This is a genomic window from Galbibacter kalidii (genome assembly GCF_026241135.1).
GTDB lineage: Bacteria > Bacteroidota > Bacteroidia > Flavobacteriales > Flavobacteriaceae > Galbibacter.
The window spans coordinates 195615-219588 of the sequence record NZ_JAPFGA010000002.1 but is presented as its reverse complement, the minus strand read 5'-3'; the positions used below and the strand labels follow the sequence as shown (position 1 = coordinate 219588).

The following is a 23974-nucleotide window of genomic DNA, read 5'->3' as shown; positions in this document are numbered from 1 at the left end:
ATAAAAATTGTAGGTCAAACCTAATAGTGATAACAATGAACCGACCTCATAACCCTACTTCGTTCAAACAACGAGACCTGATAGTAAGAAGTGCTCTTGTTTGTGAATATGACATTCAGGAAACCTCATCCAAAACAAAGACTACCCCTCTAGCTGAAAATTTGATCAATTAAAGAAACCCCTTGAATAGAAGGAACGCACTCTTTATAGATAAAACTAATATGTAAAAACCAAAACTAATGTAATGAAACCAATTCAATGTTTACTGCTACTTGCCATTGTTTTCCTGCTGTTCAGCTGTAAGGACTACACAGCAAAAAGCAGTGAGGAAATGATTATGAACAGTGCGGTAGTCACACAAAGTAAGCTGCTGACCCATACAGTAGCAGACGGACAACGACTCACCAAAGAAGCACTGATGTCTTATTTGCCGATTTCTATCGGAGATATGAAAAAAAGCGGTGAGATCCAATTTGATCGCTCAGCAGACAAACATACCGAAGGAATATACCACAGTGTCTCACAAGACTACAGCAATGGCAATGAGAGTTTGTCTATTCAAGTATAGGGACTATGCCGATGATCCAAATCGTATCAACAAGATAAAAGAAGGGCGAATAAAAGAAGGAGCTTCTGAAGAAACAGGTTTCAGTCAAAGAACTTACAAAAATGAGAAGGGATGGTACATTGATGAAATGGAAAAATATCGTGGTGTCGGGAACGAAAAAACAATCATCGAGAGCGATATTTCTATAACCACTCCCAGGTTTTATGTTGCTTTACAAGCATTTCCGAAGATGGGTGAATCAGCACCTGGCGCTTCTAGTCTCATTACCCTTATTGATAAAAGTCAGTTGCCAAGATTGTTCAAACTACCCGTCACGCAGGGTGAAGGGGACATTGAAAACCCCGGTGACGATGATGCATATACGACCATAAGCAAAGATCCTTATTTAAGTATGGCTATAAAAATTATCTCATAGCGTTAAAGTCTTTAAAGCTATTGGCAATCAGATTTGTCATTCGGAAACGGAACAGAAACTACTAACAAAAGATATTATAAACCGGTTATAAAATTATTAAATACTAAAGCAATGAAAACTATAAAAACGATATTAACAATTACAGTAATGTGTCTTTTTTTGGCATGCAGCAGCGACGACGACGGCCCAACACCTGGGCCCGAACCCACGGTACAAGAACTGGTTGCGGAAACCGGAAAGTGGTATCTGGATTATCTTGAAAACGAAATCATGGATGATTGTTATAAAACAACCTACTATGAATTCGACGGAGATATGGTCACAGAACAGTGGTTTTATACCGATGACGCCAGTGGAGATTGCTTGGCCGGATTTTCTGAGACCAACAACATCGAATGGTTAAGCGACACAAAATTTAGAGTGCTCGACGACGACTATCCCTACGAAATCACTATCAAATCGATAAACGAAACTGAAATGACGGCAGATTACTATTCTATAATTAATGACGAAACAAAAGAGATGGTTTTGGACAAAAACCCCGGTGAAGAATAAACCTGTTTCAACAATAAAATGTAACAACATGAAACCAAAAACATTATTTTTTGTACTACTGGGCCTAGCCTTTTTAATGCCCGTACAACAAACCGAAGCCCAATTCCTGAAGAAACTGGGTAAAAAAGCAAGAAAGGCTGCTGAGCGAGGTGTGGAAAACACCGTAGAGCGCAAGGCCGAGCAAAAGGCTGAAGAAAAAACAGACCAAGCCATCGAAACTGTGTTTGGCGTTCCTAAAAAAGTAATAGATAAAGACGAAACCACAACGGAAGTCAACAATTTTGAAGGCACTTGGTATTACGAATCGCTTGAAGGCGTTCCGGGTTATGAAAACCTGAACGACTGCGGCAAAAAATCGAATATTACCTATTCCGGTGGCTCTTATCGCACCCAATTTTACGACAACGACTGCAATTTGTTAACAGATGATACCGGCTCCTACCAAATAGAAGGCAACATCATGACAGTAAAGGCGCAGGCGCAGGATGAGGTAAGTACTACCAAAGTAACCACCACCCAAACCATTTTGGAACATACCGAGACCAAGCTCGTTATCGAAGACGCTATGACAGGTGCGGTGGTAACCTTGGTACGTCGGGGCGAATAAACATTAAAAACATATTATGAAAAACACATTTGTCATATCATCCATTGCTTTAGTAATATTGTTATTTACGGCCTGCAAAAATTCAGAAAAAAAAGAAGGCAACTCTACCAATTCCACTTCTGAAAGTGAAGTAAAAGCCAAAGTCGAAGCTCCAGATGGCAACAATATTGACCTAAAACAAAAGGGTGATTACACACAACTGTATTCCATAAGCGAAAAGTGCAAGCTAACCCCCACCCAATTGGGCGAGGCTCTTGGTTATGATGAAAGTCAGGTAAAAGAACAAAGCAATTACCAAGGCAGTTGTTGGTATCAAGTAACCCACCCCAGCAATTTCACGGTCAATTATGGCATAAGCCTAGAAAAATGGAGAGATAAAGACATAGTAGAAGACGCCATAAAAGGTGGTCAGGAAAATGATTTAATAGATATACGGGTAAGTGAATCGGGGGATACCTATTTAAAAAGGCACCCTGTACAAGGTTTCCTGTTGTTGTTAAACCCCAATTATGGAAATCCTATAAAAATAAGTTACAGTTACTTAAACCCCAACACCCCCAAGCTGACCGATGCCCAAAAAGAAGGACGGAAACAAAACACCTATAAAATTGCCAATTATTTAATCCAACATTACCAAAATTAGAGGCCATGAAACCGTTAAAAACCATACTGCTTATTTTATTTATGGGTTTGGCATATACCGGATTTACACAGCCCTTTACCCTCGATGACAAGATAAAACCTGTTGAATTGGCATTAAAAGAAGACACCCGTAAAGGCCACGAGGGAGAAAAAAGCATAGTTACTTTAAGTACTGTAGATTCTACACGTTACTATTTTGTAAGTGGTCATGAAATGTGGCAATTTTTAGACATTTTGGTTACTCCATTAGACGATGTAGCATCCCCAATAGAAGTGAGCTTAGCACAAGACAATTGGGAAAGCCCAAATATGGTAAAAACATCAAGAGATGTAGAAGATGGTATTATTTCATTTAAAACAAGAACCTGGAGTAAGTTTGGTATAAAGGTAAAATCGCTTGAAAACAAAACCGTCAATTTCTCAATAATAGTGCTGGCAAGCCCGCAACAAAAAAGTTATTTGGGTAACCCATTTACAAAAATCAAAGAAAGTGAAATGAAAGCCGGAAGTGATGGCAATACTTCAAATAATGCAAGCGGTGATTCTGGTAGCGGTAAAACTATACTATATATTTTATTAGGTGTAGCTATTTTGGTTATCGGACTTTTAGCAGGAAAACTATTGGGCAAAAAATCGGCTACTGTAATTGTCTTACTCGTTACTTGCTCACTATCAGTTAATGCTCAATATGCGCCAGCAGGCGGCGAAGGGTTTTGGTATGACGATCAATTCTTTACTCAAGAGGATCTTGAAAAAGGTAAACTTACCGAGCATTTAGACGATAAGTATACAGAATTTGGAAAGAAAACCCAAGCTATTGCCAAAAAAATGAAAGGCATAAAAGCTACCCTGCTAAGCGCAGTAAACCTATATAAAAGTTACAAAGGCCTAACCGAATGTATAAACTCTACACCGCCAGCGGCAGCACCTCGTATTCCATCGTTTTGCACTATAAATATTGAAGAAACCATCGGTCAGCATACATTTCAAGAAGAATACGTAATTGAAGGGTGTGCAGATTGTTTTTTAGATGCCCGTAAAGAATTTAACAATGTACGCTATCTGTTTGAGCAATTAGCTACAATTTACAAATGCACAAAAAACTTTAGCAACGCAGCCATTGCTTTTGGTGATAATGTATCCGGCTATCACGGCGTATCCGGCATGGCCTGGCAAACGCAAAAGTTCAACATCGAAAAATCTGTACTTGATTTAGAAAAAGCTTACGACAATAAATACGCAGAACTGTTACAAAGTCTTTCAAATGCCATGTACAAGCTTAGCGAATGCGAAGCCAAATACGGCGTAGAAGACTGGTTTGACCGCTTTGGCTATATGTATTTTGAATTTATGAAGACTACGTATGTAAGAAAAGATTAACACAATGAAAACAACAACACATATAGCGATACTGCTTGCACTTTTCGCAACCCTTTTTGCGGGTTGTAAAGCCACTTCAACCGTACCGGTAATTTCTACACCTTCACCGTCTATTGATAAGGACATTATTGGTTCTTGGGAAGGCTGCGACGGACGCGTAATAACCTTCGCCAAAGAAGGCAATGAAATAATAGGACGCTACACCAAATTGGGCGGGCTTGAAAGATACAAGTTCACCTTAAACGAAGAAGGATATCGGCTTACAGAGCAAAGTGCCGGTAATTACACCGGAACGGTAAAATGGCAAAACCTTTCCGGTAACGAAACTTGGAAAAAAGTAAGCATTACCATTAATAACAACGCCTATAAAGACAGTAGTTCAGACCCTTGCAGCAAAGAAATGAAACGTGTAGAATTATGAAAACAACAACATACATAGCGATACTGTTTATTTTAATTAGCGTTTTTGCCTGTAAGCAGGATAAAAAAGATGCAGATAATAGTGCCGTTAGAGCAGAAGAACCTGTCAAAAAAGACAAAAACACTACAAGAGATGATGAATCAGCATCAGCCCATGCAATAGCCGTTGGGCTGGTAGGCTCGCCACAAGGCGAAGTTTGGATAAAAAGGCAGGACAGCACGCTTCATACCATTGTCACGCCCGACACCGCCGAAGGCATTTTTGAGACGGCCGACCTCTCGCCCAACAAAAAATTCGTGCTGCTTACTGCTCCACTTGGCGATTTTGGCGAGGCGTGGGTTTACAACGTAAAAGATGGAAAGTTGCATAAAATAGAAGGTGGTTTTGGCCTGGGCGAAATGGGCTGGCTGGAAGACAGTCGCATAATGTTGCATCAAGGCTGTGTACTGGCCACTTACTGCAAAAAACTGGAATCGGTAAACAACACAACCCCTTGGGTACTAGAGGTAACCGAGGATTTGGGGAAACAAGACTAAAATGAAAACAACAACACACATAGCGATACTGTTTATTTTAATTAGCGTTTTTGCCTGTAATCAGGATAAAGGGACAACAGAGGTAAAGGATGAAGAAACGGAAGAACCTGTCAAAAATGACAAAAACACTACAAAAGATGAAGAACCGGCATCGGTTCTTATGGACTTGTTTGATACAGATAAAGACAATACCGAAGTAAATGAAGCCTTAGAAGCATTGACCAATGGTAGCGACCTAAACACCATGGTTTACCAAATGATGGGGTCACATACCATAGACAAAAGCACGGTGGACGAGCAAGACCTCGATGCACTGAAAAAAATAATGAAGAAATATCCTGAGATTGAGGAAAGCGGTGGTCTTGCAATCAATGAAAACACCATTGATCTACACTTTGCAAAACTGGCCGAAACGCTGTCAAAAATGGATAAAGAAGACTTACAAGCCATCAATGCTGTTATGCCTAAAAAAATCCGTTCCGCTGCTTCCAAACAATCAAAAAATCCATTTGAAGGCACTTTTATTGACGAAAGCCTCAATGGATATTCCTTTTACAGCACAGCAAAAAACAGCCAGCTCTACAAACAACTGGCACACGCCACGCCCGAAGAAGCCCAAGAAGTTTTGGCCGAACACTACGGCATTAGCCCCGAAGAAGTTGAACTACTGAAAAGCATTGAAAAACAACCCGAAATTAGAAACGAAAAGCAGGCACGGAAACTTTCAAAAGCAAAATACAACGAAGCCGTTGAAACCGCTTTAAACAACCCCAATGTTTCCGATAATTTCAAAAACTTGATCAAGAAACAAAAAGCAAAGCAAAAACGAAAAGCGGAAAGCTTTATAAAGTATTCATCTCGGGCTAGAGAGGCATTTTACAAACTCAATCCCGGCTGGCACGGTGAGGGCGATAAAGAAATTGGCAACACCTATATCGATTCTCGCAACAAACAAATCTATCTGCCATTGGGCAAACTTTCCTTTGCCGATGAAGTTATCGACCACAATCCCGGTGATGGCGGGATGTATCCAAAAGGATCTCTGGGCGAACCCAATATGCCCAATATCGACTTTACAGGAGGAGATCCAAGAATTTGTAACATCGGTTTGGAAGGTGAATTAACACTACAATTTACAAATAACGCCATAACCAATATAATCGGCCCCGATTTATACGTATTTGAAATGGGCGCCATTGAACCCACCATTCTTGAATTGTCTAAAGATGGTAGCGAATGGCTGGAAGTCGGGAAAATTGATGGTGGCACGGCCATGGTTGATATTGCTGAGCATGTGGATGAAGGAGAAACTTTTACGTATATCCGATTGACTGATTTAAATACAAGAAGTGATGTTCCAGGTGCCGATGTAGATGCCGTGGCGGCCATTGGCGGTGCTTTACGGCTCAACCTGGACAGTTCGGTGCTGTTTGAATTTGGTAAGCACAAACTCAAACCCGAAGCCGAAGCCTTGCTAACCGAACTGATTCCGCAGATAGAAGAAATGGGCAAAGGCACTATCATGGTCGAAGGCCATACCGACAATGTGGGCAGCTCACAAGCCAACAAAACGCTTTCAGAAAAACGTGCACAAAGCGTAACCACGCTTTTAAAAACCTTAATGAAAGACAAGGCCAACAATTTTAAATGGAAATTAAAAGGGTATGGCGACAGCCAACCCGTAGCCCCTAACGACAGCGATGAAAACCGGCAAAAAAACCGCAGGGTAGAACTGCTTGTGTTACCCCAATAAACATGTTGACAGCCGCAGTTGACAGATGCAAAAAAGTTGAACACTAAAATAAAACAGAAAAACAATGAAAACACTTATCACAATAGCTTCTCTATTGGTATTGAGCCATACAAGTATGGCGCAGATAAAAATACCTAACGCAAACAAAAAAATAGAAGTAAACAAAAAGATTGAAACAAAGACCGATTTAAATGTTAAAACCATTGCAGTTCCTAAAAGCATTAACATTAGGAAGTTTAAAAATTTAAAACCCGAGCAAATAGCAAAGCTTCCTGCCGCCAGGGTAAACCGCCAGTCAGTATTGAATCTCAGGATCAATAAATCTTGGGAAATTACACCATCCAGATTTTCAGATAAAGACATGCACGTTGTTGAATATTTTGGAAAACATCAAAAAAACCAACGCTACATCAGTATATACCCTGAAAATAAATATTACTCGCGTTTAAATAATAATGCCCCGGGATTTTTACCCGAAATGCGGTATTTGGTTTTAAAGTTTAATCCGGAAATGGGGAAAAGATACCGGATAATCATCAAATTAAAACCCGGAGTGTACAGAGGTAAAAAAGTAATGACAAATGTAACGGGCAGTAGAAACGATATATGGTACATAAATTACCAATATAATGAAGTGATGTTCGATTTTGAGGCATCTAGCAAAGAAATTAAGATAAGTCCTGTAATCGCCGGATCTGAGAGTTATTATACGAAATATGAGCCGCTGGAGATAGAAAAAATCAACATAGATAAGGTGGAAGAATAATTATTAAAAGCCAAACATTATGAAAACACTAATCACAACATTCACCCTGTTGCTTTCCCTAACCGTTATGGCACAAAGCAACACACTAAGTAACAGTTTTTGTGGTACGGCAGACCTGGTCAATAAACGTCTTTCCATCGCCAAAAATTCACAAAATAACTGCAGCAAATACTACCCCTTTAACGAGGGTCACGTTTCAGAATATGAAATGTTCAATAAAAAAGGAAAAACGGATGGTACAATGAGATATACCGTGAGCAATGTGAGTAATTCAGACAGAAATTCAACAGCTACTATTGTTTCAGAAATTTTTGATAAAAACGGAGAATCTGTTTTATCAAGCGAGTTCGATATGAACTGTAATGGTAGTATGGTGAGTATGAACTTTAAGTCACTGATGAATGCTAATATGATGCAACAATTCCAAAATGGGGAAGCAGAAATTACCGGTACCAATATAGAGCTTCCCAATAGCCTTTCAGAGGGACAAATATTGCCCGATGCCAACATTGACATTAAAATGAATATGGCTGGATTAAACATGAACATGACAACAGAAATTTCCAACCGAAAAGTAGTGGGCACAGAAACCATAACCACCTCTGCCGGTACTTTTGATTGTATGGTGATCACTCAATCGAGTAGTGGAAAAATGATGATGGTCAAATTTGACAACATCCAAAAAACATGGCTGGCCAAAGGGGTAGGTATGGTGAAAAGTGAAGACTATAATGCAAGAGGAAAATTGCAAAGCTCTACGTTGCTCATATCATTTTCGGAATAAACAAGCGTTGGTTTGACCGGCTAGTGAAGCTAAGTATAATGCCAAAACCAAATATACAATCACTATTTTGCTTACTTTTATTTCCTCAACCTAGACTAACCTGAGGAATAGGATAATTGACAATGAGAGGCGTAAGCTAAATAAGCCATTCAAGAAATTGGATGGCTTTTTTTAATGTTTTTCACGAATTTATCATTTTTTGGAGTAATGAGATTTACATAACATATCTGTGATATAATATCGTTACATCATTAACAATTGTTTGTTTTATAGCGCATTACTTTGATAATTCTAAAATTAATATTTAACATTGTAGTAAATTCTACTTTTATTCAAGGTGAAAAGATTCTTCAGATTATTATCAGGGTTTTTAACCTTATAACTAACATAACAACAAAATGAGAGCAAAATACTTTTTACTGGCTATGGTTGCCATAACAACGGTAGCATGCCAACAAGAATCAGCATCAACTTACGAGATATCTTCCCCCGGGGGAATAAACACCGTTTCTTTTTCCCTTAAAAACGGAACACCACAATACAGCGTATCCCATGGGGAAACAGTGGTCTTGAACCCTTCAGAAATGGGGTTTGTCTTTCGAGATAACGATTCGTTGTACCGAAACCTTGAAGTGGTTGACACCGTGCAAAAGAGCTTTGACGAAACTTGGGAGCAAGTATGGGGAGAAAAAAAGGAAATCAGAAACCACTACAACGAACTGATTGTAAAACTTCAGGAGAAAAGTGAAAGTAAACGCAAGTTGAATATTGAATTCAGAAGTTTTGATGATGGGGTGGCTTTCCGCTATGTTTTTCCGGAGCAAGGCATAAAAGACAGTATTTTCATCATGGATGAATTGACCGAATTTGAACTGAAAGACGAGGGAAAAGCATGGTGGATCCCTGCTTATGGAGAGCAACGTTATGAATATCTTTTTGAAAATTCAGCTGTAAGCGAATTGGATACTGTACACACGCCTTTGACCATTGAAAGTGAGAACGGATTAAACCTCAGCATCCACGAGGCCAATTTGATCGATTTTGCCAGTACGACATTGGTCCATACAGAAGGAACAAGCCTTAAGACGGATCTTGCCCCTTGGTCAGATGGGGTAAAAGTGCGAACTACAAAGTCGTTTACTACGCCGTGGAGAACAATACAGATAGGGGAAAAACCTACCGATTTGATCACCTCTTACCTGATCCTTAATTTGAATCCGCCTAACGAGATAGAAGACACAAGCTGGATCCAACCATTTACATACATGGGAATATGGTGGGGAATGCATATCGGGAAATATACTTTTTGGGAAAGTGAAAATCAAGGAGCAACCACCAAAAACGCAAAAGAGCACATCGATTTTGCAGCAAAGGAAGGCATAGACCACCTGCTGATTGAAGGATGGAATAAAGGCTGGACACCACAATGGTATGAAAATGCTATGCATATGTTCAATTTTACTGATGAAGCAGATGATTTTGATCTGGAAGAAGTAACTGATTATGCTGCTGAAAACAATGTCCGTATCATCGGTTATCACGAAACCGGGGCTAACATCGACAATTATTTAAAACAGATTGATAGTGCTTTTGCGCTTTATAACCGTGTTGGGATTCACGATGTGAAAATTGGTCACGTAGGCTCTTTGTTAAAGATGAAAGAATGGCATTACGGACAGTTTGGGGTGAATTATTTCAGATATGTACTTAAAAAAGCAGCCGAGCATAAGTTAACAGTACTGTATCACGAACCCATAAAAGATACCGGTGAGCGAAGAACCTATCCGAATATGATGGCTCGGGAAGGAGCCCGCGGACAAGAATACAACGCTTGGAGTGAGGGGAATCCGCCGAATTATACCACTATTTTGCCTTTTACCAGACTGCTTTCCGGTCCTATGGATTTTACCGCAGGTATTTTGGATGTAGAAATAAAACAAGGACATCCGGGAAGAAGGGTACACAGTACTGCTGCAAAACAACTGGCACTTTTGGTGACCGTATTTTCTCCGATACAGATGTTAGCAGACCTTCCTGAAAATTATGAAGGACAACCGGCTCTTCAATTTTTAAAAGACGTACCTACCAATTGGGAAGACACAAAAGTACTCAATGGAGAAATAGGAGAATACATTACAACAATACGTAAGGATATAGACAGCGACGATTGGTATTTGGGGAGCATAACCAACGAAGAGGCTCGTGATTTTACAATTTCGCTATCCTTTTTAGATGAAAACGCTACTTATGAAGCCCAGATCTATGCCGATGCCGAAGGCACCGATCTAACCCATAATCCTACTGCGATAGCGATCTCCAAAAAAGAAGTAACCGCAGAAGATGAGCTAAAACTACATTTGGGTGCTGGTGGTGGAGTAGCTGTTCGGTTTAAAAAATTATGATTTAGAAGCTGAAAAACACTTTATAAGTTAAAAACCCGGTCTAAAAATTAGGCCGGGTTTTTAATTTTTGCTCAGTTCATATAATTAAATCCATGATCTACTAAATAATATCTCAAAGAAGAAAAGGAATGGTAAATTTGCCGTATGGGAGGATTGATTTTCATTTATAACTCCAAGTCAGCTTTTTTCAACAAACTGAACGATTTTGCTCACAAGGCTTTATCACCCTCTACCTATGCTTGCTCCCTCTGTATGATGACCTACGGGGATTTTACGGTAAAATCGGAATGGAAATCGTTTTTGGAAAGCCTTCCTATGGAAAAAGAATTCCTTTACAAAGATCAATTGGAAGCCTTGCCCCTAGATTTAAAAGACCTATCGTTTCCGGTTATCCTTAAAAAGGAACGAAAAGACCTTGAAATACTGATTTCTGCGGAAGAACTTAACGAAATTAATAATCTGCAGGAGCTGATTACAAAACTTTCTGACAGACTTGAAATAAAACAATAACTTCTTTTGTCAGGTTGCCTGCGTTCTGCGTCTATTTTAATAAATAAGGGGTCGAATTAACCATTATCGACCCAAAAGAACAAAAAATTATGGAACCAAAAATAAAACGCGCCATAGTAGGCGGTATTGTAGCCACTGTAGTAATGACTTTGATCATGGTGATCGGAGCGATGATGGGCATGCCTAAAATGAATCCTCCTGCCATGCTTTCCGGAATGATGGGCGTACCCCTTGCCATCGGTTGGATGATGCATTTTATGATCGGGGTGATTTTTGCGCTGTCCTATGTGCTCTTTTTTGAAGGTTGGGTAAGGAAAATCAGCAGTAATTGGATGAAAGGTATTTTGTTTGGGCTGGCAGCTTTTGTATTTGCCCAGGTTATGATGGGGATTATGGGGGCTGTAATGGGCGGCATACCCTCTCCTGATGGGAGTCCGGCACTAATTATGGTGGGTAGTATTGTTGGGCATATAGTGTTTGGAATAACAGTAACTCTGTTTCTCAAAGAGTATTCGGTAAAGCAGAAGCTTTCGAACTCTTAGGTTTTTTATTAATTAGTTAAATGAGAGGAGTGAAGTCCCACAGGACAACCCGTGGGGCTTTACTTTTTTAGTACTGTAAGCATATTACTTCCGTAATTGGCGATGTAGATTCTTTTGTTGCTTACTAATACGTCTGCCGGTTTGGATAGATTCCCCTCAACAATTTGTATTCTTATTCCCTTTGTATTATATATCAATACCCTGTTGTTATAAAAATCGGTGACAAAGACTTTTTCTTTATAAACTGTTATTCCGGTGGCTACATTTATACCGTCCTCGGCTCCTATAATCCGAAGTACATTACCGTTACTATCAAATACCTGTACCCTATGATTGTATGCATCGGCTACATAAATTTCTTCTCCATAAATCGCTATATCTGTGGGGTAATACAATTCTCCTTTGTTATGGCCTTCCTTGCTGAAAGTAACCTCCTTATTTCCGATCTTTAAAATAACCCGATGGTTATAAAAATCAGCTACAGCTATGGTGTCGCCTTGTACGGCAACTGCTGAAGGAGCATCAAGCCTGCTTCTAAATTGAACATATCCTGTTTGACCGTTTTTTATACTTCGGATGGTATCAGACACATATTCCGGAATAAAAAGCTCTTGATCTGAAAATGTGATATGCATAGGCCGTTGCAATCCCGTAATGGAATCTATGACTTCCCCTTCTTTGGTGATTTTCACCAAACGGTTATTGTCGGGATCAGAAAGCCAGAGTTCATCAGATTCTTCAGCAATACCTATTGCTTGGATGTTGTCTTGTAGTTCAATTTGCCGCTCAAACTCCCAAGACTTTTCCTTGTGAAGGCATGAAGCCATCACAACCGTTATAAACAAAAGAAGTGCTAACTTTCTAATCATCACCTTGCTCTTCTTTCTGTTCGGTGATTTCTTTTGATGTAAACCCCGCTTCTTTTACTTTTTGACGGATTTCCTTTTCGAAAACAACATTCCCTTTTTGAATCGTCAAAATGGCGAAAGCTCCTTTCACATCAATCTCTACTTCCTTTACATTATCTATATCCTTGAGTTTCTTTTCAAGACCGTAAGCACAAAAGGGGCAGGAAAGTCCGTCTACCCTTACTTCTATTTTATCGGTCAGCCCTTCGGATTTATCAACTTCCGGTGTTTGAGCATTTGTTTTTGACATGCTGATAAAGGATAGCAATAAGAAAATAATAGCTAACTTTTTCATTGTTTTAATTTTTTTAGATTAAACCACACTTAGTGGGCTAAAAGATTAATAACCGGGCACCTATCCTTAAGATATGATTATTTTTTTGTCCGCTTGGGGCGGAATCGTCCAAGGGGAATTGTATCCCGGATTCAAACAGTAGTCTTCTTCCGGCTATATATTGAATACCAGGAGAGAGAAATAAATTATTCCCTACGTCGTCAAACACGAGGTTCCCATTAAATTCCAGGTATAAATTGAGTTGTTTAGGCGGATATTGTTGTGGTAACAACGGAACACCTAATGCCAGATTGTATATTAAATTGTCCGGTAATCCTTCACCGGTGAAATTATAACCCAGCTCTCCATAAATTCCATAAGCTGTAGTGATGTAACCATGAACAAGGCTTACCGTAGTCTGATAAGCTCCTGTCCCTAGGGCTGGAACTTCAGATGAATTTCCTGTGGGAAATGTTTCGGTAAGTTTTATCAAACCCCGCCATGTTTTTCCTTTCCCGTCTTTTTGAAACAGCTGATATTTGGTAAAAACCTTTACATCGCCAATGCCCGAACGGTTTTCCATTCCATTGGGTGAAATGGATACATAAGGAGCAATGGCTCCAATCTGCCACTTCTGGTTGATATTATAAGGCACGGCCAACACCTGCATGTATGCATTGGCATTTTCTTTAGAGATGATATTGCCAAAGGTACGGATACCTCCCCCTTCCAATCCGAGCATAATGGGGGTGTCGGTAAAAACAGGAGGTCCCTGTGCCCATGTACTGTGAATGGACAGCAAACTAACTGCACCAATGACAAAGAGCTTTATATGTTTTATGAGTTCCATAATTTAACCTTTTCTTTTTCAGGAGGGTTTAGCCTTGCCCAATACCGGCTGCTATTAAATCATCTTTTGATATCCGGTTGTTTTTACAACAGGCCAACAGTTCACCATTAACCACCACAGAAGGCAAACGATGGATGTTGTATTGCTTTATCTTATCCATGCAAGCCTTGTCTTCATGCTGTTCTGTCAGGTTATAGATAGTTAATTTACAATTTTCACAAATAAGATTTTTTATTTGTTGAACCACGGGTTCACATACTGGACAACCTGCCGTAAAAATTTCTATCTGGCGTTTCATAACTTCATATATCAATTAAACCTGAAACAAAGCTATGACTGAGGGGGGAGGGGTATGCAAATCTTTTTCAGGTTTTTTTAAAACTGGACAGGGTTGTAATCTGTAGAAAACAAAAAAGCCACTCAATTTCTTGAATGGCTTGTTGTTATTAAGCTCCTGAAAACCTAAGAGAGTCCCAATTTGAATTTTTTGATCTTCTCTTTTCACTCATTGATAGCGTTGTTTATACTTATCATGGTGAGGTTGCGGAAACGAGATTGAGATATTGTAAATATTTATCCAGAAGGGAGCTGTTGAACACAGGTTCCTGGATTCCTGAGCCTTTTAGGAAATCGGTTACATTCTGACAATCCCAGACATACGTATGTTGGTATAGTTCCACTGTGGAAAGTCCCTTGTACATATTGTCCTTGAATAGGCTGGTCAGTGGGTACAGATGGTTACCACTGTCGTCCTCCCATAATTTTCTCCACTCCTGATAAGGTAAAGGTTTTAGGCCAAAACCATAATACTGGTTCAATAATTGGAAAAAGTCCACCAGAGTAAGGTTCTTTTCAGGTGTGGCGATCAAGTTGAATTTTTCCCCCAATGCTTTTGGATTCTTGGAAATATGAACAATGGTCTGGGTCATATAATCCACAGTAATGAGCCCCTCCCTGAGCTCTTCGAGCTTTGGGTAGTGTCCATTCTCGATGCAGGTCTTGACCAATCCGGCCCACCATTGGTAAGGAGCACAGGCACCCGTTGCACTATGGCACATGGCATATCCCAAACGGTAAGTGATAACGGGCAAGCCTTGGCTTGCTGCCAGATCTGCAATAGCTTCCATAACCCATTTGCTCCTTACATAGCCAATATCCCTGCTCACAGCCTCCAAGTTCTGAGCAATGTCATCGTTCTCCCTCATCACCTTTTTGCGGGTAAAGACATGTCCCCAACTGTATACGGAAATAGTGGACAATAGCACGAGGCACTTGGTCCTGTTTGCTGTTGCCAACCGAATAATGTTTTTCAGACCGTCCACATTAGGCGATTTCATATGAGAGTATGGTTCAATGAAGTTGACGGAACTCCCTGAATGGTAAATAACATCAATGATCCTAGCAAGGGTATCGAATGTTTTCCCATCAAGTCCAAGGTTCTTTTTGGAAAAATCACCGGGCACGGCAATGATACGGGTCTTTTCTTTGTTCAGTGGTTTCAGGTTGTAACGAGAAAAGGCATATGCGATCTTTTCCATGGCATGTACTTCATCGTGGGCTCGGGTCAGACAATAGATGATTGTATCGGGATGATTCCTCAACAGGTCGAGCAATAGGTGGATGCCCACAAAACCGGTGGCTCCGGTAAGCAGAATGGATGTGGGATTGGCAAGTTTCCTTTCGTCAAAGTCATTGGAAATGGCTATGTCCGTGCCTAGGCCAACATCGTTCTGTAGTTCAATGTAAGGCTCCATATCTTCTTCCAGAAGTAAGGTCTCTCCCCCCTTCTTTCTGTCAGTGAACACCTTCGCCAACTGTTGTATGGTCTTATGCTGGTAGATATCCCTTACATATGCCTTCACCCCAAGCCTCTCCTCAATGGCCGTAATCACAAAAGCCACGAGGATGGAATCTCCCCCGATATCAAAAAAATCATCGGAAACGTTCACAGCTGAAAGCTCAAGAGCCTCACACCATATCTTTACTATGGACCGTTCCATATCATTGGAGGGCGGGACGTTCAATTGGATATCCTGTGGATGCTCGGTAATTAGCTTGGTCAACAATTCCCTATCCGTCTTTCCGTTCTCGGTAAGAGGTATTTCTTGTAGCTCCACAAAATGGGCCGGAACCATATATTCTGGCAATTCCTCCCTGAGCAGGTTCCGAATCCGATCCCTGCCAAGTAAAGAACCTGTAGTACTGGCGACTATAAAAGCAATCAGATACTGGTTCCCACTTTTATTTCTTTTGGTGATGACCACGGCATTTGCTATGCCGGAAATATCGAGTAGGCACCGTTCTATTTCTCCAAGTTCTATCCTGAATCCCCTAATCTTGACCTGGCGATCTTGCCTTCCCATGAACCGTATGCGACCATCCGGCATCCAGTAGGCCAGATCCCCTGTCCGATAGAGATTTTTACCGGGTAAAAAGGGGTGGTCGGTAAATTTTTCCTTGGTCAGTGCTTTGTCGTTCAAGTACCCTGATGCCAGACCAACACCGCTGATACAGAGCTCCCCAACTGAGCCTAGGGGCAAGACCTTCTGTTGGTCATCCAGAATATAGGCCTGAGTATTGGCAATAGGCCTCCCGATGGAAGGGACGAACTTTCCATTTTCTTCTTTTACCATATTGTATGTAGCGAAAATCGTACATTCTGTAGGTCCGTAATAATCTACAAGTTCATAGGTGAGATCCAATGTGTGGACAGGTTTTAACTGTTCCCCGGCAGTAAACAAATATTTGAGAAAAGAGCTCTTTTCCCGCTTACTGTGCTCAACGAAGGTAGGTGCCAGTACAGTAGGGACAAATCCGTGGGTGATCTGGTCCTTAAGAAAAAACTCCCACAGTGCCTTTACATCGATCCTTTCCCAATCCTCGGCTACGTATAATGAGGCTCCGGACAACAAGGCTGACCACATTTCCCAAACCGAGATATCAAAGGCCTGTCCGGCTATTTGTGTCAGCTTGGATTGTCCATTCACCCTAAAGCGATCGTTGTGCCATGCTATGAGGTGCTGTATGGCCGAATGGGTCACCATGACTCCTTTGGGCTTTCCGGTAGATCCAGATGTGTATATAACATAGGCTAAGGTATCAGGGTTTATCAAGGTTTGAGGGGAATATGGTATATGGTGTGTAGCATCCCCTATATCGTCTAAGAGTAGGATCTTGTATTTTTCACCGGATAGTTGATCGCCCAATGCCTTGCTTGTAAGGACAATGTCTGCATTAATATCCCTAATTATATGTGATGCCCGTTTCAAGGGATTATGTGGGTCGATGGGCACATAGGCAGCACCAGTTTTTAAGATTCCCAGAATGGCAATGAACCAGTCCAAGGACCGTTCCATCCAAACCGGCACCAGATCACCGTTGCCCACTCCTTTAATGGTCAAGTGACTGGCAAGTCGATCACTTTTCATGTCCAGATCTTTATAGGTTAGTTTTTCTTCCTTGAAGACCACCCCGATATTGTTTGGAGTCAGACTTACCTGTTTTTTGAAAAGGGACACAAGGGTCTCCCGTGGATTGAAACCGTTCCATGAGGTGTCATTGAACAGGTGCGTGATCTTGTTTTCGCCGTCTGAGGACAATCCGTTCCCTGAGGATATGTTCCCAGGTGTTTCATGTGGATAATTTGTTGACATATGAATATGGTTTTTAGAGTTTATATATGGATTTGAATTATCATACAATACTGATATTTGTTGGGCATTACAGAGATACTCTGCGATGTTGACTTGCAAATTTTTTGGAGGATTGGAGCAATGTTGAGTATTTCCGATTCATATCTATCCCTTCATTTGGGATAGCAAGGGAACGGTCTTGTGCCTCTCCAAACTTTTCTGGATAACTTCTTCGGATATATGTACATGTTATCGTTGTGAGCAGTGTCGAAGAGTGAACAATAATGGAGCTATAGCTTTTATAGGGAGCCTGCATAGCAATGATACGTACTTTAAGAATCTTCCTGTAATTATCACGGATAACGCCATTCTCTTTGTAAGGACACAGATGAAAGCCTTTCCAAGCATTGTTCATTCTCTTTTGTCGGGTACTTGTGAGAGGAAAGCGAAATACTTTCCTTAGGTAATCCTTGAGATACATTTTACTTGCTACAATGGGGTTAAAACTGATAGAATGAAAAAACAACAGCCCATAAGGTGAGCAGTAAAGGAGCGCCAATAATAGGATGAAATACAAGGGGGGAATTATGTTAAATATAAGAAATTTCTTATTTATAAACACAGATATATCTTAATTTATTATTAAATATCAATGTAAAGGCATCATTTTAATAATCTTATTTGGTTGAAGATCAATCTATTTCCAAAATATTAAGGATTATAATTGAGACCAAGGAGTATGTGAGCTATAAAGGAAACTAACCATATTGACTATGCTTAAAGTCATATTCCATTTTTGACTGGACTTGCAAAAAAGGGGGGTATTGTTATTTTCTCATTGGGGGGTTTGACTTTCTGCTATTTACTATGCCAATGGTCTGGATTAATAAATAATCCTGTAGCAAATTGTTTTCTTTTCCCTTCGTAAGTTATTCTGTATATTAAAGGAGTTTCCCCTTTTTTATTTTTACGGGTTGCAGAAATAAGGAATAGTATTTTTTAATGTGTAAGTTTTCATTTAAAAGATTTATTAAATTGATTTCCAGTGAAATAATATGCAACCCAAAGAAGAATTGGTTGCAACCTCGTATGAAACCCTTTAAAAGGAATAATATGTAACAGATATATTTGATGACCTGGACCAAGCAAGGGAGCAAACACAAATTTGGATGTACGATTACAATCATGCCGTCCTCATAAAGCTTTATGCGTAGCTTGTGCAAAAGAAAATATCATGACCGCTAGCGGTCATGATATTAATAAAAATGATATTTTTATCCAATCACACAGTTCTAACTAGGGGAAACTTACACAATAATTCATCGCTTAGGTGTGGGGCGTTCAGTTACAAACACTTTAAAGTTTTCGATTAAAGTACCCCATTACTATTCGTGAACCAGAAAAATCACAATTCAAATATGACCAAGAAAACAAACGAATGAAATTATATATCAAATATATGGTTAGTCTGCGTTGTAAAATGCTGGTAAAGGAAGAACTAAAAAAGTTAGGATTGAACTATGTTCTATTAGACCTTGGTATGGTGGAAATCTGGGAAGACATTACCGAGGAAAAACGAATTCAACTTAGAAATAACCTACTTAAGTCCGGACTCGAATTATTGGATGACAAAAGAAGCATTCTGATTGAAAGGATAAAGAATGTAATTATAGAAATGATTCATTACACCGATGAAATTCCAAAAGTTAATTATTCTGGATATATAAGCGAAAAATTAGGTTATGACTATACCTATCTGGCCAATACTTTTTCTGAAGTGAAAGGAATCACTATACAGCATTATATTATTGAACATAAAATTGAGAAGGTAAAAGAATTGCTATTATATGACGAACTTAATATAAGTGAGATTGCCTATAAATTGCATTATAGTAGTTCGGCACACCTGTCTAATCAATTTAAAAAAATAACAGGTCTCACCCCTTCTTTTTATAAAAAACTACAGGTAAAAAGAAAGCGAAATCTAGAAAATCTGTGATATATGTAATGTTTATGAATACTTATGTATCAAATTTACCGTAATTCTGCCTCACCTTTGCATGCTACTTAATTTTAAGTAAGATCGTCATAAACAACAGAATACATATGGACATATTTGAAAAGAATAATTTGGGTTATAGAATAAGTAAAAAATTGAGCGATTTCCTTAGATCAATATTTGATAATGGAAACTCACAAAGCTCTAAGGAGATGGGATTTGAGAAAAACTTAAAACCCAATTTCCTCAAAATCAAAAAATAGTAAAGAACAAGGTTATAAAACACAACCCAATACATACTATAAAAAGAAAATTTAATTTAGTTCATTAATTGATAAATGCTTTCAAACTTTTTCGAAAGCCAAAAAAGAGCAGGAACTAAAAAAGACTGCTCTTTTTTTTATGCAATGTAAAATCTTTTTAATAACACGTTCTAATGACCACTGGAATTCTGACGGTATTAATATAAGAAAGTAGGAGAAATTTAACCAAAAAAATAAACACGATGTCCAAAGAAAAAGAAGGAAAACAGAAATCAGGAAAAACAGCACCCTCAGCAACTCCTAAAGAAAAGAAAGCAGCTAAAAGGGCAAAGCGGGATGCAAAAAACAGAGCGGAATAGAAGTTAAAAAAACCTTGAAGAATGCTGAATTTGAGGAGTCCATCACATTCAACTTGGCGGATGTAATAGAGTTTAGCTCTAATGCCATAGTGGTAAAAAACATAAAAGTTGAAAAAGCCTGTGTCATACAGGTATTTGCATTTGATTTCGGTAAGGTATTGCCACAGAAAAAATCCCCTTTTACACAGTTTATCCATATTATCGAAGGAAGAGCAGAAGTTGTGATAAATAATAATTCCACATTTATGCACAGTGGAGATTTCATTCTTATTCCAGCTTATACTACCAGTTCAATTGAGGCGAATCATAAGTTCAAGATGATTTGCACAACCATAAAAAGCAAATAGTTTGTTTGCTTTAACGATAAAAAAACATTCTATGGAAAAAAATACAATGGAAAATAGGTTTAAAATAGGAGATACTGTCTGCGCCAAAGTAAGGCCTTCGGTAATGCTTGTTGTAAGATTATATGCCCGAAGAATTTATTACTGCACCATTGAAAATGACGACCCTACCGCAAAAGAACTAGCTTATTTTGACAGGGAACTGAAGCCTTACGAAGGTAATTTAACTGATTCAGAAAACTTAAAAAAATAAAATTTATGAAAACTAATGCATTGGTTTATTGCGAAAATGAATTTGGGAATATAGACGGTAAAGTAGCTAACGGACTTATTCGCCAATCGGAAACTTATACTATTGTTGGAATCATAGATAGTTCCAAAGCAGGGAAAGATGCAGGCGAGTATCTTGATGGTGTCAAAAACACAATCCCCATTTTCGAAAGTATAAAGCATGCTATAAAGGAATTAAGCAGTATTCCGAAATATTTTATTTATGGTATTGCCCCGCTTGCTTCATTTTTAAACGATGAACAAAAAGAAATTATTTTTACCGCTATGAAAAGCGGGATGAACATCGTTAACGGTCTTCCTGAATTTTTCAACGATAACCCGCAGTACACCAGTATAGCCCTCAAATACGGGGTAACTATTAACGATATAAGGAAGCCACCGGCACGCGAAAATCTCCACAACTTTACGGGACGTATACAGGATGTAAAAATTCCGATAATTACCGTAATGGGAACCGATTGCGCGGTTGGCAAACGAACTTCTGCACTACTTTTGGTGGAAGCTTTACGAAATGAAGGCTTGAACGCCGTCTTCGTAACGACTGGTCAGACCGGTATACTCCAGGGCTCTAAATACGGAGCAGCAATTGATGTTTTAACATCAGGTTTCGCCACTGGGGAAGTTGAAAACGCCATTCTAAATGCTTGTGAGAAGGAGGAACCGGATATCATTGTAGTAGAAGGCCAAGGAGCTCTTAGCCATCCTGCATTTACTTCTTCAAGTGCTATTATCCGAGGGGCGATGCCTGATGCAATTATTATACAGCATCCTCCAAAACGAAAAAGTTATTGTGATTATCCCAAAATTTCAATGTTGCCGTTAGAAGATGAAATCCAAATGCTTGAAGTATTTTCCAAGTCAAAGGTAATTGCCATTACCATCAATCATGAGAATATGACGGATGTTGAAGTGAATCATACTATTGAGCAGTATGAAACAGAATATGATCTACCCGTTACTGATGTCTTAAAACATGGATGCGATAAACTGGTAAAGGCATTATTCAAAGCATTTCCCGAGTTAATGAGAAGGTCGGTGCTGGTTTGATTCTTCCCAGGGTAGATATAGATTTTAACAAGATAGCCCATAATGTCCGACAACTGAAAGTGCTATATGGCTCCAAAGGAATTAAAATCATTGGGGTTACCAAGGTAATCGGAGGAGATCCAATTATTGCTAACATCTTAGTGCAAAACGGTATCGAAATTCTTGCGGACTCTAGAATAAAAAATATTCTTAAAATGCGTAAAGCGGGTATACGGGCACAATTTATGTTGCTTAGAACACCTGCGCTGAGTCAGGTAGAAGATGTTGTCAATCATACACACATTAGCCTAAATTCAGAACTGATAGTTCTTCAAGAATTATCAAAATGCGCTTTGAATAACCATGTCGTGCATAAAGTCATACTTATGGTAGAACTAGGAGACTTGCGGGAAGGCATCATGCCCTCAGAAATGAATACCATCGTAAAAGAAGTACTCAATTTAAAAGGCATATCCTTGATAGGTATAGGAACAAATCTCGCATGCTTCGGAGGAATAAATCCTGATGCAGACAAAATGAATAAATTATCTTCAATGACTACCCGTTTAGAAGAAAAATTTAAAATTACCTTGATTATGGTCTCTGGCGGAAATTCCGCAAATTACAATTGGTTCCAGGCTTCAAAAGATGTGGGAAGAATAAATAACCTACGATTAGGCGAATCTATTTTTTTGGGCAGGGAAGCACTTTGCAGAATACCTATACCGGGACTCTTTACTGATATTTTTACCTTGGTGGCCGAAGTTATTGAATCAAAACGAAAACCTTCTAAACCCTATGGTGAAGTATCTCAAAATGCCAATGGTCAAATCCCGGAGTTTGCAGATAATGGTTTGATGGATAGAGCCGTTTTAGCCATTGGAATGCAAGACATTATTGTTTCAGGAATTACTCCAAAACAGAATATAAGAGTATTGGGTGCAAGTAGTGACCACGTGGTAGTGGATAACACCAAAGCAAATTTAAATGTGGGAGATACCGTAGAATTCGACCTGAATTATGGAGCTTTATTAAGAGCGTTACACTCCCCGTATATCTCAAAAAACACAATCAATTTTCATGAATGTACAAGTATACTGTGAAGCAGTTGAGACAAAAGATAGTAGGAATAAACTTTTAGTGCCCTCCATTTGGATTCGGGAAAACCATGAACCTTTAGTGAGTTTGATGGATTCAAATTTTAATTTGATTTTTGAACCTTCGATTTCGAAAGACTATAATTACCTTATTAGGGAGGATATCTTGGCAAAAATAGGCCGAATCAGTAAGGAGTTGTACAATCAAAATAAAATTTTGATCATTCGTTCCGCTTGGAGATCTTTTGAACATCAAAAACTTTTATGGGACTCTAAATTTGCATACTATCTGAAAAAACATCCTGAAAAGTCAGACGTTGAAATCAAAGAGAGAATAAGTTACTTCATTGCTCCCCCGACAAAATCCATGCACGCTACGGGGGGTGCAATAGATGCCTTGATCTATGACATTAAAGGAAATTGTGTGATGGATTTTGGAACAAACGATGGGCTGGAGATAGATCTTTCAAAAAAGTGTTATCCCTACTATCCAGAAATTAGTGCTGAAGCAAAGAAGAACCGGGCATTACTTATCGGTTTATTTGAGGGTGAAGATTTTGTATGTGATTTGAAAGAATATTGGCATTTTGATTATGGAAATGCTATTTGGGCAATTGAAAAAGAAAAGGAATATGCTATTTATGGACCAATACCTGCGGTGGGTTAGTGAACTAATTGAAAAGCGAAAATTTTATTAATTAGCGGTAACATCCCCAAGCTTATCATGACTTACTCGCGTATTGGGATACAAAACTTTCAACAATTTGGCAATCTTATAGAATTCAGTTGTCAAAGAAATTTTGACAACTGCCGCAGATAGTAAAAATAAAACATGGATTGTTTAACCTGAAGAAAACAGAAAGCCACTCAATTTCTTGAATGGCTTTCTGTTGTTATGCTCCCCCTCTTGGGCTCGAACCAAGGACCCTCTGATTAACAGTCAGCAAATTACAGTTTTCATTTAAAGGTATTTATTTTCTTTTGTATTGATTATCAATATATTACATGAAAATATTTTGCTTCAATTTGCAAAAAGACTACCTTTAATCG

At 39.1% G+C, this 23974-nt stretch carries 27 protein-coding genes; 20 read left to right on the top strand and 7 right to left on the bottom strand.

The features are described from left to right. Nucleotides 1–244: 244 nt before the first annotated feature. From OOZ15_RS03180 to OOZ15_RS03115, 14 genes are all read left to right on the top strand, one after another. The gene (locus OOZ15_RS03180; RefSeq protein ID WP_265954267.1) at nucleotides 245–568 is read left to right on the top strand and encodes a hypothetical protein; all 324 of its coding nucleotides are present in this window, start codon (nucleotides 245–247) and stop codon (nucleotides 566–568) included. Next, the gene (locus tag OOZ15_RS03175) at nucleotides 537–983 is read left to right on the top strand and encodes a hypothetical protein (RefSeq protein ID WP_265954266.1); all 447 of its coding nucleotides are present in this window, start codon (nucleotides 537–539) and stop codon (nucleotides 981–983) included. The genes OOZ15_RS03180 and OOZ15_RS03175 overlap by 32 nt, the downstream gene beginning before the upstream one ends. A gap of 111 nt (nucleotides 984–1094) precedes the next feature. Next, nucleotides 1095–1538 carry a lipocalin-like domain-containing protein gene (locus tag OOZ15_RS03170; protein WP_265954265.1) on the top strand — a complete coding sequence of 148 codons (444 nt, stop codon included), beginning with the start codon at nucleotides 1095–1097 and terminating at the stop codon, nucleotides 1536–1538. Nucleotides 1539–1566: 28 nt separating this feature from the next. After that, nucleotides 1567–2145 (top strand): lipocalin-like domain-containing protein, encoded by a 579-nt coding sequence (locus OOZ15_RS03165; RefSeq protein WP_265954264.1) that lies wholly within the window; start codon nucleotides 1567–1569, stop codon nucleotides 2143–2145. A 16-nt stretch (nucleotides 2146–2161) separates the two neighbouring features. Next, on the top strand, nucleotides 2162–2788 hold the full coding sequence (locus tag OOZ15_RS03160) for a hypothetical protein (RefSeq protein WP_265954263.1): 627 nt from the start codon (nucleotides 2162–2164) through the stop codon (nucleotides 2786–2788). 5 nt (nucleotides 2789–2793) lie between these two features. Further along, on the top strand, nucleotides 2794–4167 hold the full coding sequence (locus OOZ15_RS03155) for a hypothetical protein (RefSeq protein ID WP_265954262.1): 1374 nt from the start codon (nucleotides 2794–2796) through the stop codon (nucleotides 4165–4167). A 4-nt stretch (nucleotides 4168–4171) separates the two neighbouring features. Further along, nucleotides 4172–4588 carry a hypothetical protein gene (locus OOZ15_RS03150; RefSeq protein ID WP_265954261.1) on the top strand — a complete coding sequence of 139 codons (417 nt, stop codon included), beginning with the start codon at nucleotides 4172–4174 and terminating at the stop codon, nucleotides 4586–4588. Continuing rightward, nucleotides 4585–5124, top strand: coding sequence for a hypothetical protein (locus OOZ15_RS03145; RefSeq protein ID WP_265954260.1), 540 nt, complete (start codon nucleotides 4585–4587; stop codon nucleotides 5122–5124). Before OOZ15_RS03150 ends, OOZ15_RS03145 begins: the two co-directional genes overlap by 4 nt. 1 nt (nucleotide 5125) lies before the next feature. Continuing rightward, entirely contained in the window at nucleotides 5126–6877 is a 1752-nt protein-coding gene (locus OOZ15_RS03140; RefSeq protein ID WP_265954259.1) for an OmpA family protein, read from the top strand. Nucleotides 6878–6941: 64 nt separating this feature from the next. Next, the gene (locus tag OOZ15_RS03135; RefSeq protein WP_265954258.1) at nucleotides 6942–7643 is read left to right on the top strand and encodes a hypothetical protein; all 702 of its coding nucleotides are present in this window, start codon (nucleotides 6942–6944) and stop codon (nucleotides 7641–7643) included. Nucleotides 7644–7662: 19 nt separating this feature from the next. Beyond that, entirely contained in the window at nucleotides 7663–8427 is a 765-nt protein-coding gene (locus OOZ15_RS03130; protein WP_265954257.1) for a TapB family protein, read from the top strand. 398 nt (nucleotides 8428–8825) lie between these two features. Beyond that, nucleotides 8826–10829: a glycoside hydrolase family 97 protein gene (locus OOZ15_RS03125; RefSeq protein ID WP_265954256.1), complete on the top strand. Its 2004-nt coding sequence runs from the start codon at nucleotides 8826–8828 to the stop codon at nucleotides 10827–10829. A gap of 144 nt (nucleotides 10830–10973) precedes the next feature. Next, the gene (locus tag OOZ15_RS03120) at nucleotides 10974–11339 is read left to right on the top strand and encodes a GTPase (protein ID WP_265954255.1); all 366 of its coding nucleotides are present in this window, start codon (nucleotides 10974–10976) and stop codon (nucleotides 11337–11339) included. Between the two features lie 89 nt (nucleotides 11340–11428). Next, nucleotides 11429–11881 (top strand): DUF6789 family protein, encoded by a 453-nt coding sequence (locus OOZ15_RS03115; protein WP_265954254.1) that lies wholly within the window; start codon nucleotides 11429–11431, stop codon nucleotides 11879–11881. A 59-nt stretch (nucleotides 11882–11940) separates the two neighbouring features. On the opposite strand, the gene OOZ15_RS03110 is transcribed toward OOZ15_RS03115, so the two are convergent. The 7 genes from OOZ15_RS03110 to OOZ15_RS20240 form a co-directional block, all read right to left on the bottom strand. Beyond that, nucleotides 11941–12750 (bottom strand): NHL repeat-containing protein, encoded by an 810-nt coding sequence (locus OOZ15_RS03110; RefSeq protein ID WP_265954253.1) that lies wholly within the window; start codon nucleotides 12748–12750, stop codon nucleotides 11941–11943. Further along, a complete protein-coding gene (locus tag OOZ15_RS03105; RefSeq protein ID WP_265954252.1) occupies nucleotides 12743–13084 on the bottom strand; it encodes a heavy-metal-associated domain-containing protein in 342 nt (113 codons plus the stop codon). The genes OOZ15_RS03110 and OOZ15_RS03105 overlap by 8 nt, the downstream gene beginning before the upstream one ends. Nucleotides 13085–13121: 37 nt before the next feature. Next, complete coding sequence (locus OOZ15_RS03100) at nucleotides 13122–13913, bottom strand: transporter (RefSeq protein ID WP_265954251.1); 792 nt, start codon at nucleotides 13911–13913, stop codon at nucleotides 13122–13124. Nucleotides 13914–13941: 28 nt separating this feature from the next. Then, entirely contained in the window at nucleotides 13942–14211 is a 270-nt protein-coding gene (locus OOZ15_RS03095; RefSeq protein ID WP_265954250.1) for a thioredoxin family protein, read from the bottom strand. A 15-nt stretch (nucleotides 14212–14226) separates the two neighbouring features. Beyond that, nucleotides 14227–14418, bottom strand: a complete 192-nt coding sequence (locus tag OOZ15_RS03090) for a hypothetical protein (protein WP_265954249.1) — start codon at nucleotides 14416–14418, stop codon at nucleotides 14227–14229. Between the two features lie 25 nt (nucleotides 14419–14443). Further along, nucleotides 14444–17566, bottom strand: a complete 3123-nt coding sequence (locus OOZ15_RS03085) for a non-ribosomal peptide synthetase family protein (protein ID WP_265954248.1) — start codon at nucleotides 17564–17566, stop codon at nucleotides 14444–14446. Nucleotides 17567–18403: 837 nt separating this feature from the next. Continuing rightward, on the bottom strand, nucleotides 18404–18529 hold the full coding sequence (locus OOZ15_RS20240) for an Arm DNA-binding domain-containing protein (RefSeq protein WP_265954538.1): 126 nt from the start codon (nucleotides 18527–18529) through the stop codon (nucleotides 18404–18406). Between the two features lie 454 nt (nucleotides 18530–18983). Here OOZ15_RS20240 and OOZ15_RS03075 point away from each other — a divergent pair, with 454 nt between their 5' ends. From OOZ15_RS03075 to OOZ15_RS03050, 6 genes are all read left to right on the top strand, one after another. Beyond that, nucleotides 18984–19544, top strand: a complete 561-nt coding sequence (locus tag OOZ15_RS03075) for a helix-turn-helix domain-containing protein (RefSeq protein WP_265954247.1) — start codon at nucleotides 18984–18986, stop codon at nucleotides 19542–19544. Between the two features lie 636 nt (nucleotides 19545–20180). Then, nucleotides 20181–20513, top strand: coding sequence for a cupin domain-containing protein (locus OOZ15_RS03070; protein ID WP_265954246.1), 333 nt, complete (start codon nucleotides 20181–20183; stop codon nucleotides 20511–20513). A gap of 31 nt (nucleotides 20514–20544) precedes the next feature. Next, nucleotides 20545–20763, top strand: coding sequence for a hypothetical protein (locus OOZ15_RS03065; protein WP_265954245.1), 219 nt, complete (start codon nucleotides 20545–20547; stop codon nucleotides 20761–20763). A gap of 5 nt (nucleotides 20764–20768) precedes the next feature. Continuing rightward, entirely contained in the window at nucleotides 20769–21848 is a 1080-nt protein-coding gene (locus OOZ15_RS03060; RefSeq protein ID WP_265954244.1) for an N-acetyltransferase DgcN family protein, read from the top strand. Beyond that, nucleotides 21845–22930 carry an alanine/ornithine racemase family PLP-dependent enzyme gene (locus tag OOZ15_RS03055; RefSeq protein ID WP_265954243.1) on the top strand — a complete coding sequence of 362 codons (1086 nt, stop codon included), beginning with the start codon at nucleotides 21845–21847 and terminating at the stop codon, nucleotides 22928–22930. Before OOZ15_RS03060 ends, OOZ15_RS03055 begins: the two co-directional genes overlap by 4 nt. After that, a complete protein-coding gene (locus tag OOZ15_RS03050; RefSeq protein WP_265954242.1) occupies nucleotides 22908–23591 on the top strand; it encodes a M15 family metallopeptidase in 684 nt (227 codons plus the stop codon). The genes OOZ15_RS03055 and OOZ15_RS03050 overlap by 23 nt, the downstream gene beginning before the upstream one ends. The last annotated feature ends 383 nt before the right edge of the window (nucleotides 23592–23974 follow it).

Excerpts from the sequence above, each read along its gene's own strand:
- OOZ15_RS03180 (WP_265954267.1), top strand. The coding sequence starts at position 245 with ATGAAACCAATTCAATGTTTACTGCTACTTGCCATTGTTTTCCTGCTG.
- OOZ15_RS03175 (WP_265954266.1), top strand. The coding sequence starts at position 537 with ATGGCAATGAGAGTTTGTCTATTCAAGTATAGGGACTATGCCGATGAT.
- OOZ15_RS03170 (WP_265954265.1), top strand. The coding sequence starts at position 1,095 with ATGAAAACTATAAAAACGATATTAACAATTACAGTAATGTGTCTTTTT.
- OOZ15_RS03165 (WP_265954264.1), top strand. The coding sequence starts at position 1,567 with ATGAAACCAAAAACATTATTTTTTGTACTACTGGGCCTAGCCTTTTTA.
- OOZ15_RS03160 (WP_265954263.1), top strand. The coding sequence starts at position 2,162 with ATGAAAAACACATTTGTCATATCATCCATTGCTTTAGTAATATTGTTA.
- OOZ15_RS03155 (WP_265954262.1), top strand. The coding sequence starts at position 2,794 with ATGAAACCGTTAAAAACCATACTGCTTATTTTATTTATGGGTTTGGCA.
- OOZ15_RS03150 (WP_265954261.1), top strand. The coding sequence starts at position 4,172 with ATGAAAACAACAACACATATAGCGATACTGCTTGCACTTTTCGCAACC.
- OOZ15_RS03145 (WP_265954260.1), top strand. The coding sequence starts at position 4,585 with ATGAAAACAACAACATACATAGCGATACTGTTTATTTTAATTAGCGTT.
- OOZ15_RS03140 (WP_265954259.1), top strand. The coding sequence starts at position 5,126 with ATGAAAACAACAACACACATAGCGATACTGTTTATTTTAATTAGCGTT.
- OOZ15_RS03135 (WP_265954258.1), top strand. The coding sequence starts at position 6,942 with ATGAAAACACTTATCACAATAGCTTCTCTATTGGTATTGAGCCATACA.
- OOZ15_RS03130 (WP_265954257.1), top strand. The coding sequence starts at position 7,663 with ATGAAAACACTAATCACAACATTCACCCTGTTGCTTTCCCTAACCGTT.
- OOZ15_RS03125 (WP_265954256.1), top strand. The coding sequence starts at position 8,826 with ATGAGAGCAAAATACTTTTTACTGGCTATGGTTGCCATAACAACGGTA.
- OOZ15_RS03120 (WP_265954255.1), top strand. The coding sequence starts at position 10,974 with ATGGGAGGATTGATTTTCATTTATAACTCCAAGTCAGCTTTTTTCAAC.
- OOZ15_RS03115 (WP_265954254.1), top strand. The coding sequence starts at position 11,429 with ATGGAACCAAAAATAAAACGCGCCATAGTAGGCGGTATTGTAGCCACT.
- OOZ15_RS03110 (WP_265954253.1), bottom strand. The coding sequence starts at position 12,750 with ATGATTAGAAAGTTAGCACTTCTTTTGTTTATAACGGTTGTGATGGCT.
- OOZ15_RS03105 (WP_265954252.1), bottom strand. The coding sequence starts at position 13,084 with ATGAAAAAGTTAGCTATTATTTTCTTATTGCTATCCTTTATCAGCATG.
- OOZ15_RS03100 (WP_265954251.1), bottom strand. The coding sequence starts at position 13,913 with ATGGAACTCATAAAACATATAAAGCTCTTTGTCATTGGTGCAGTTAGT.
- OOZ15_RS03095 (WP_265954250.1), bottom strand. The coding sequence starts at position 14,211 with ATGAAACGCCAGATAGAAATTTTTACGGCAGGTTGTCCAGTATGTGAA.
- OOZ15_RS03085 (WP_265954248.1), bottom strand. The coding sequence starts at position 17,566 with ATGTCAACAAATTATCCACATGAAACACCTGGGAACATATCCTCAGGG.
- OOZ15_RS03075 (WP_265954247.1), top strand. The coding sequence starts at position 18,984 with ATGAAATTATATATCAAATATATGGTTAGTCTGCGTTGTAAAATGCTG.
- OOZ15_RS03065 (WP_265954245.1), top strand. The coding sequence starts at position 20,545 with ATGGAAAAAAATACAATGGAAAATAGGTTTAAAATAGGAGATACTGTC.
- OOZ15_RS03060 (WP_265954244.1), top strand. The coding sequence starts at position 20,769 with ATGAAAACTAATGCATTGGTTTATTGCGAAAATGAATTTGGGAATATA.
- OOZ15_RS03050 (WP_265954242.1), top strand. The coding sequence starts at position 22,908 with ATGAATGTACAAGTATACTGTGAAGCAGTTGAGACAAAAGATAGTAGG.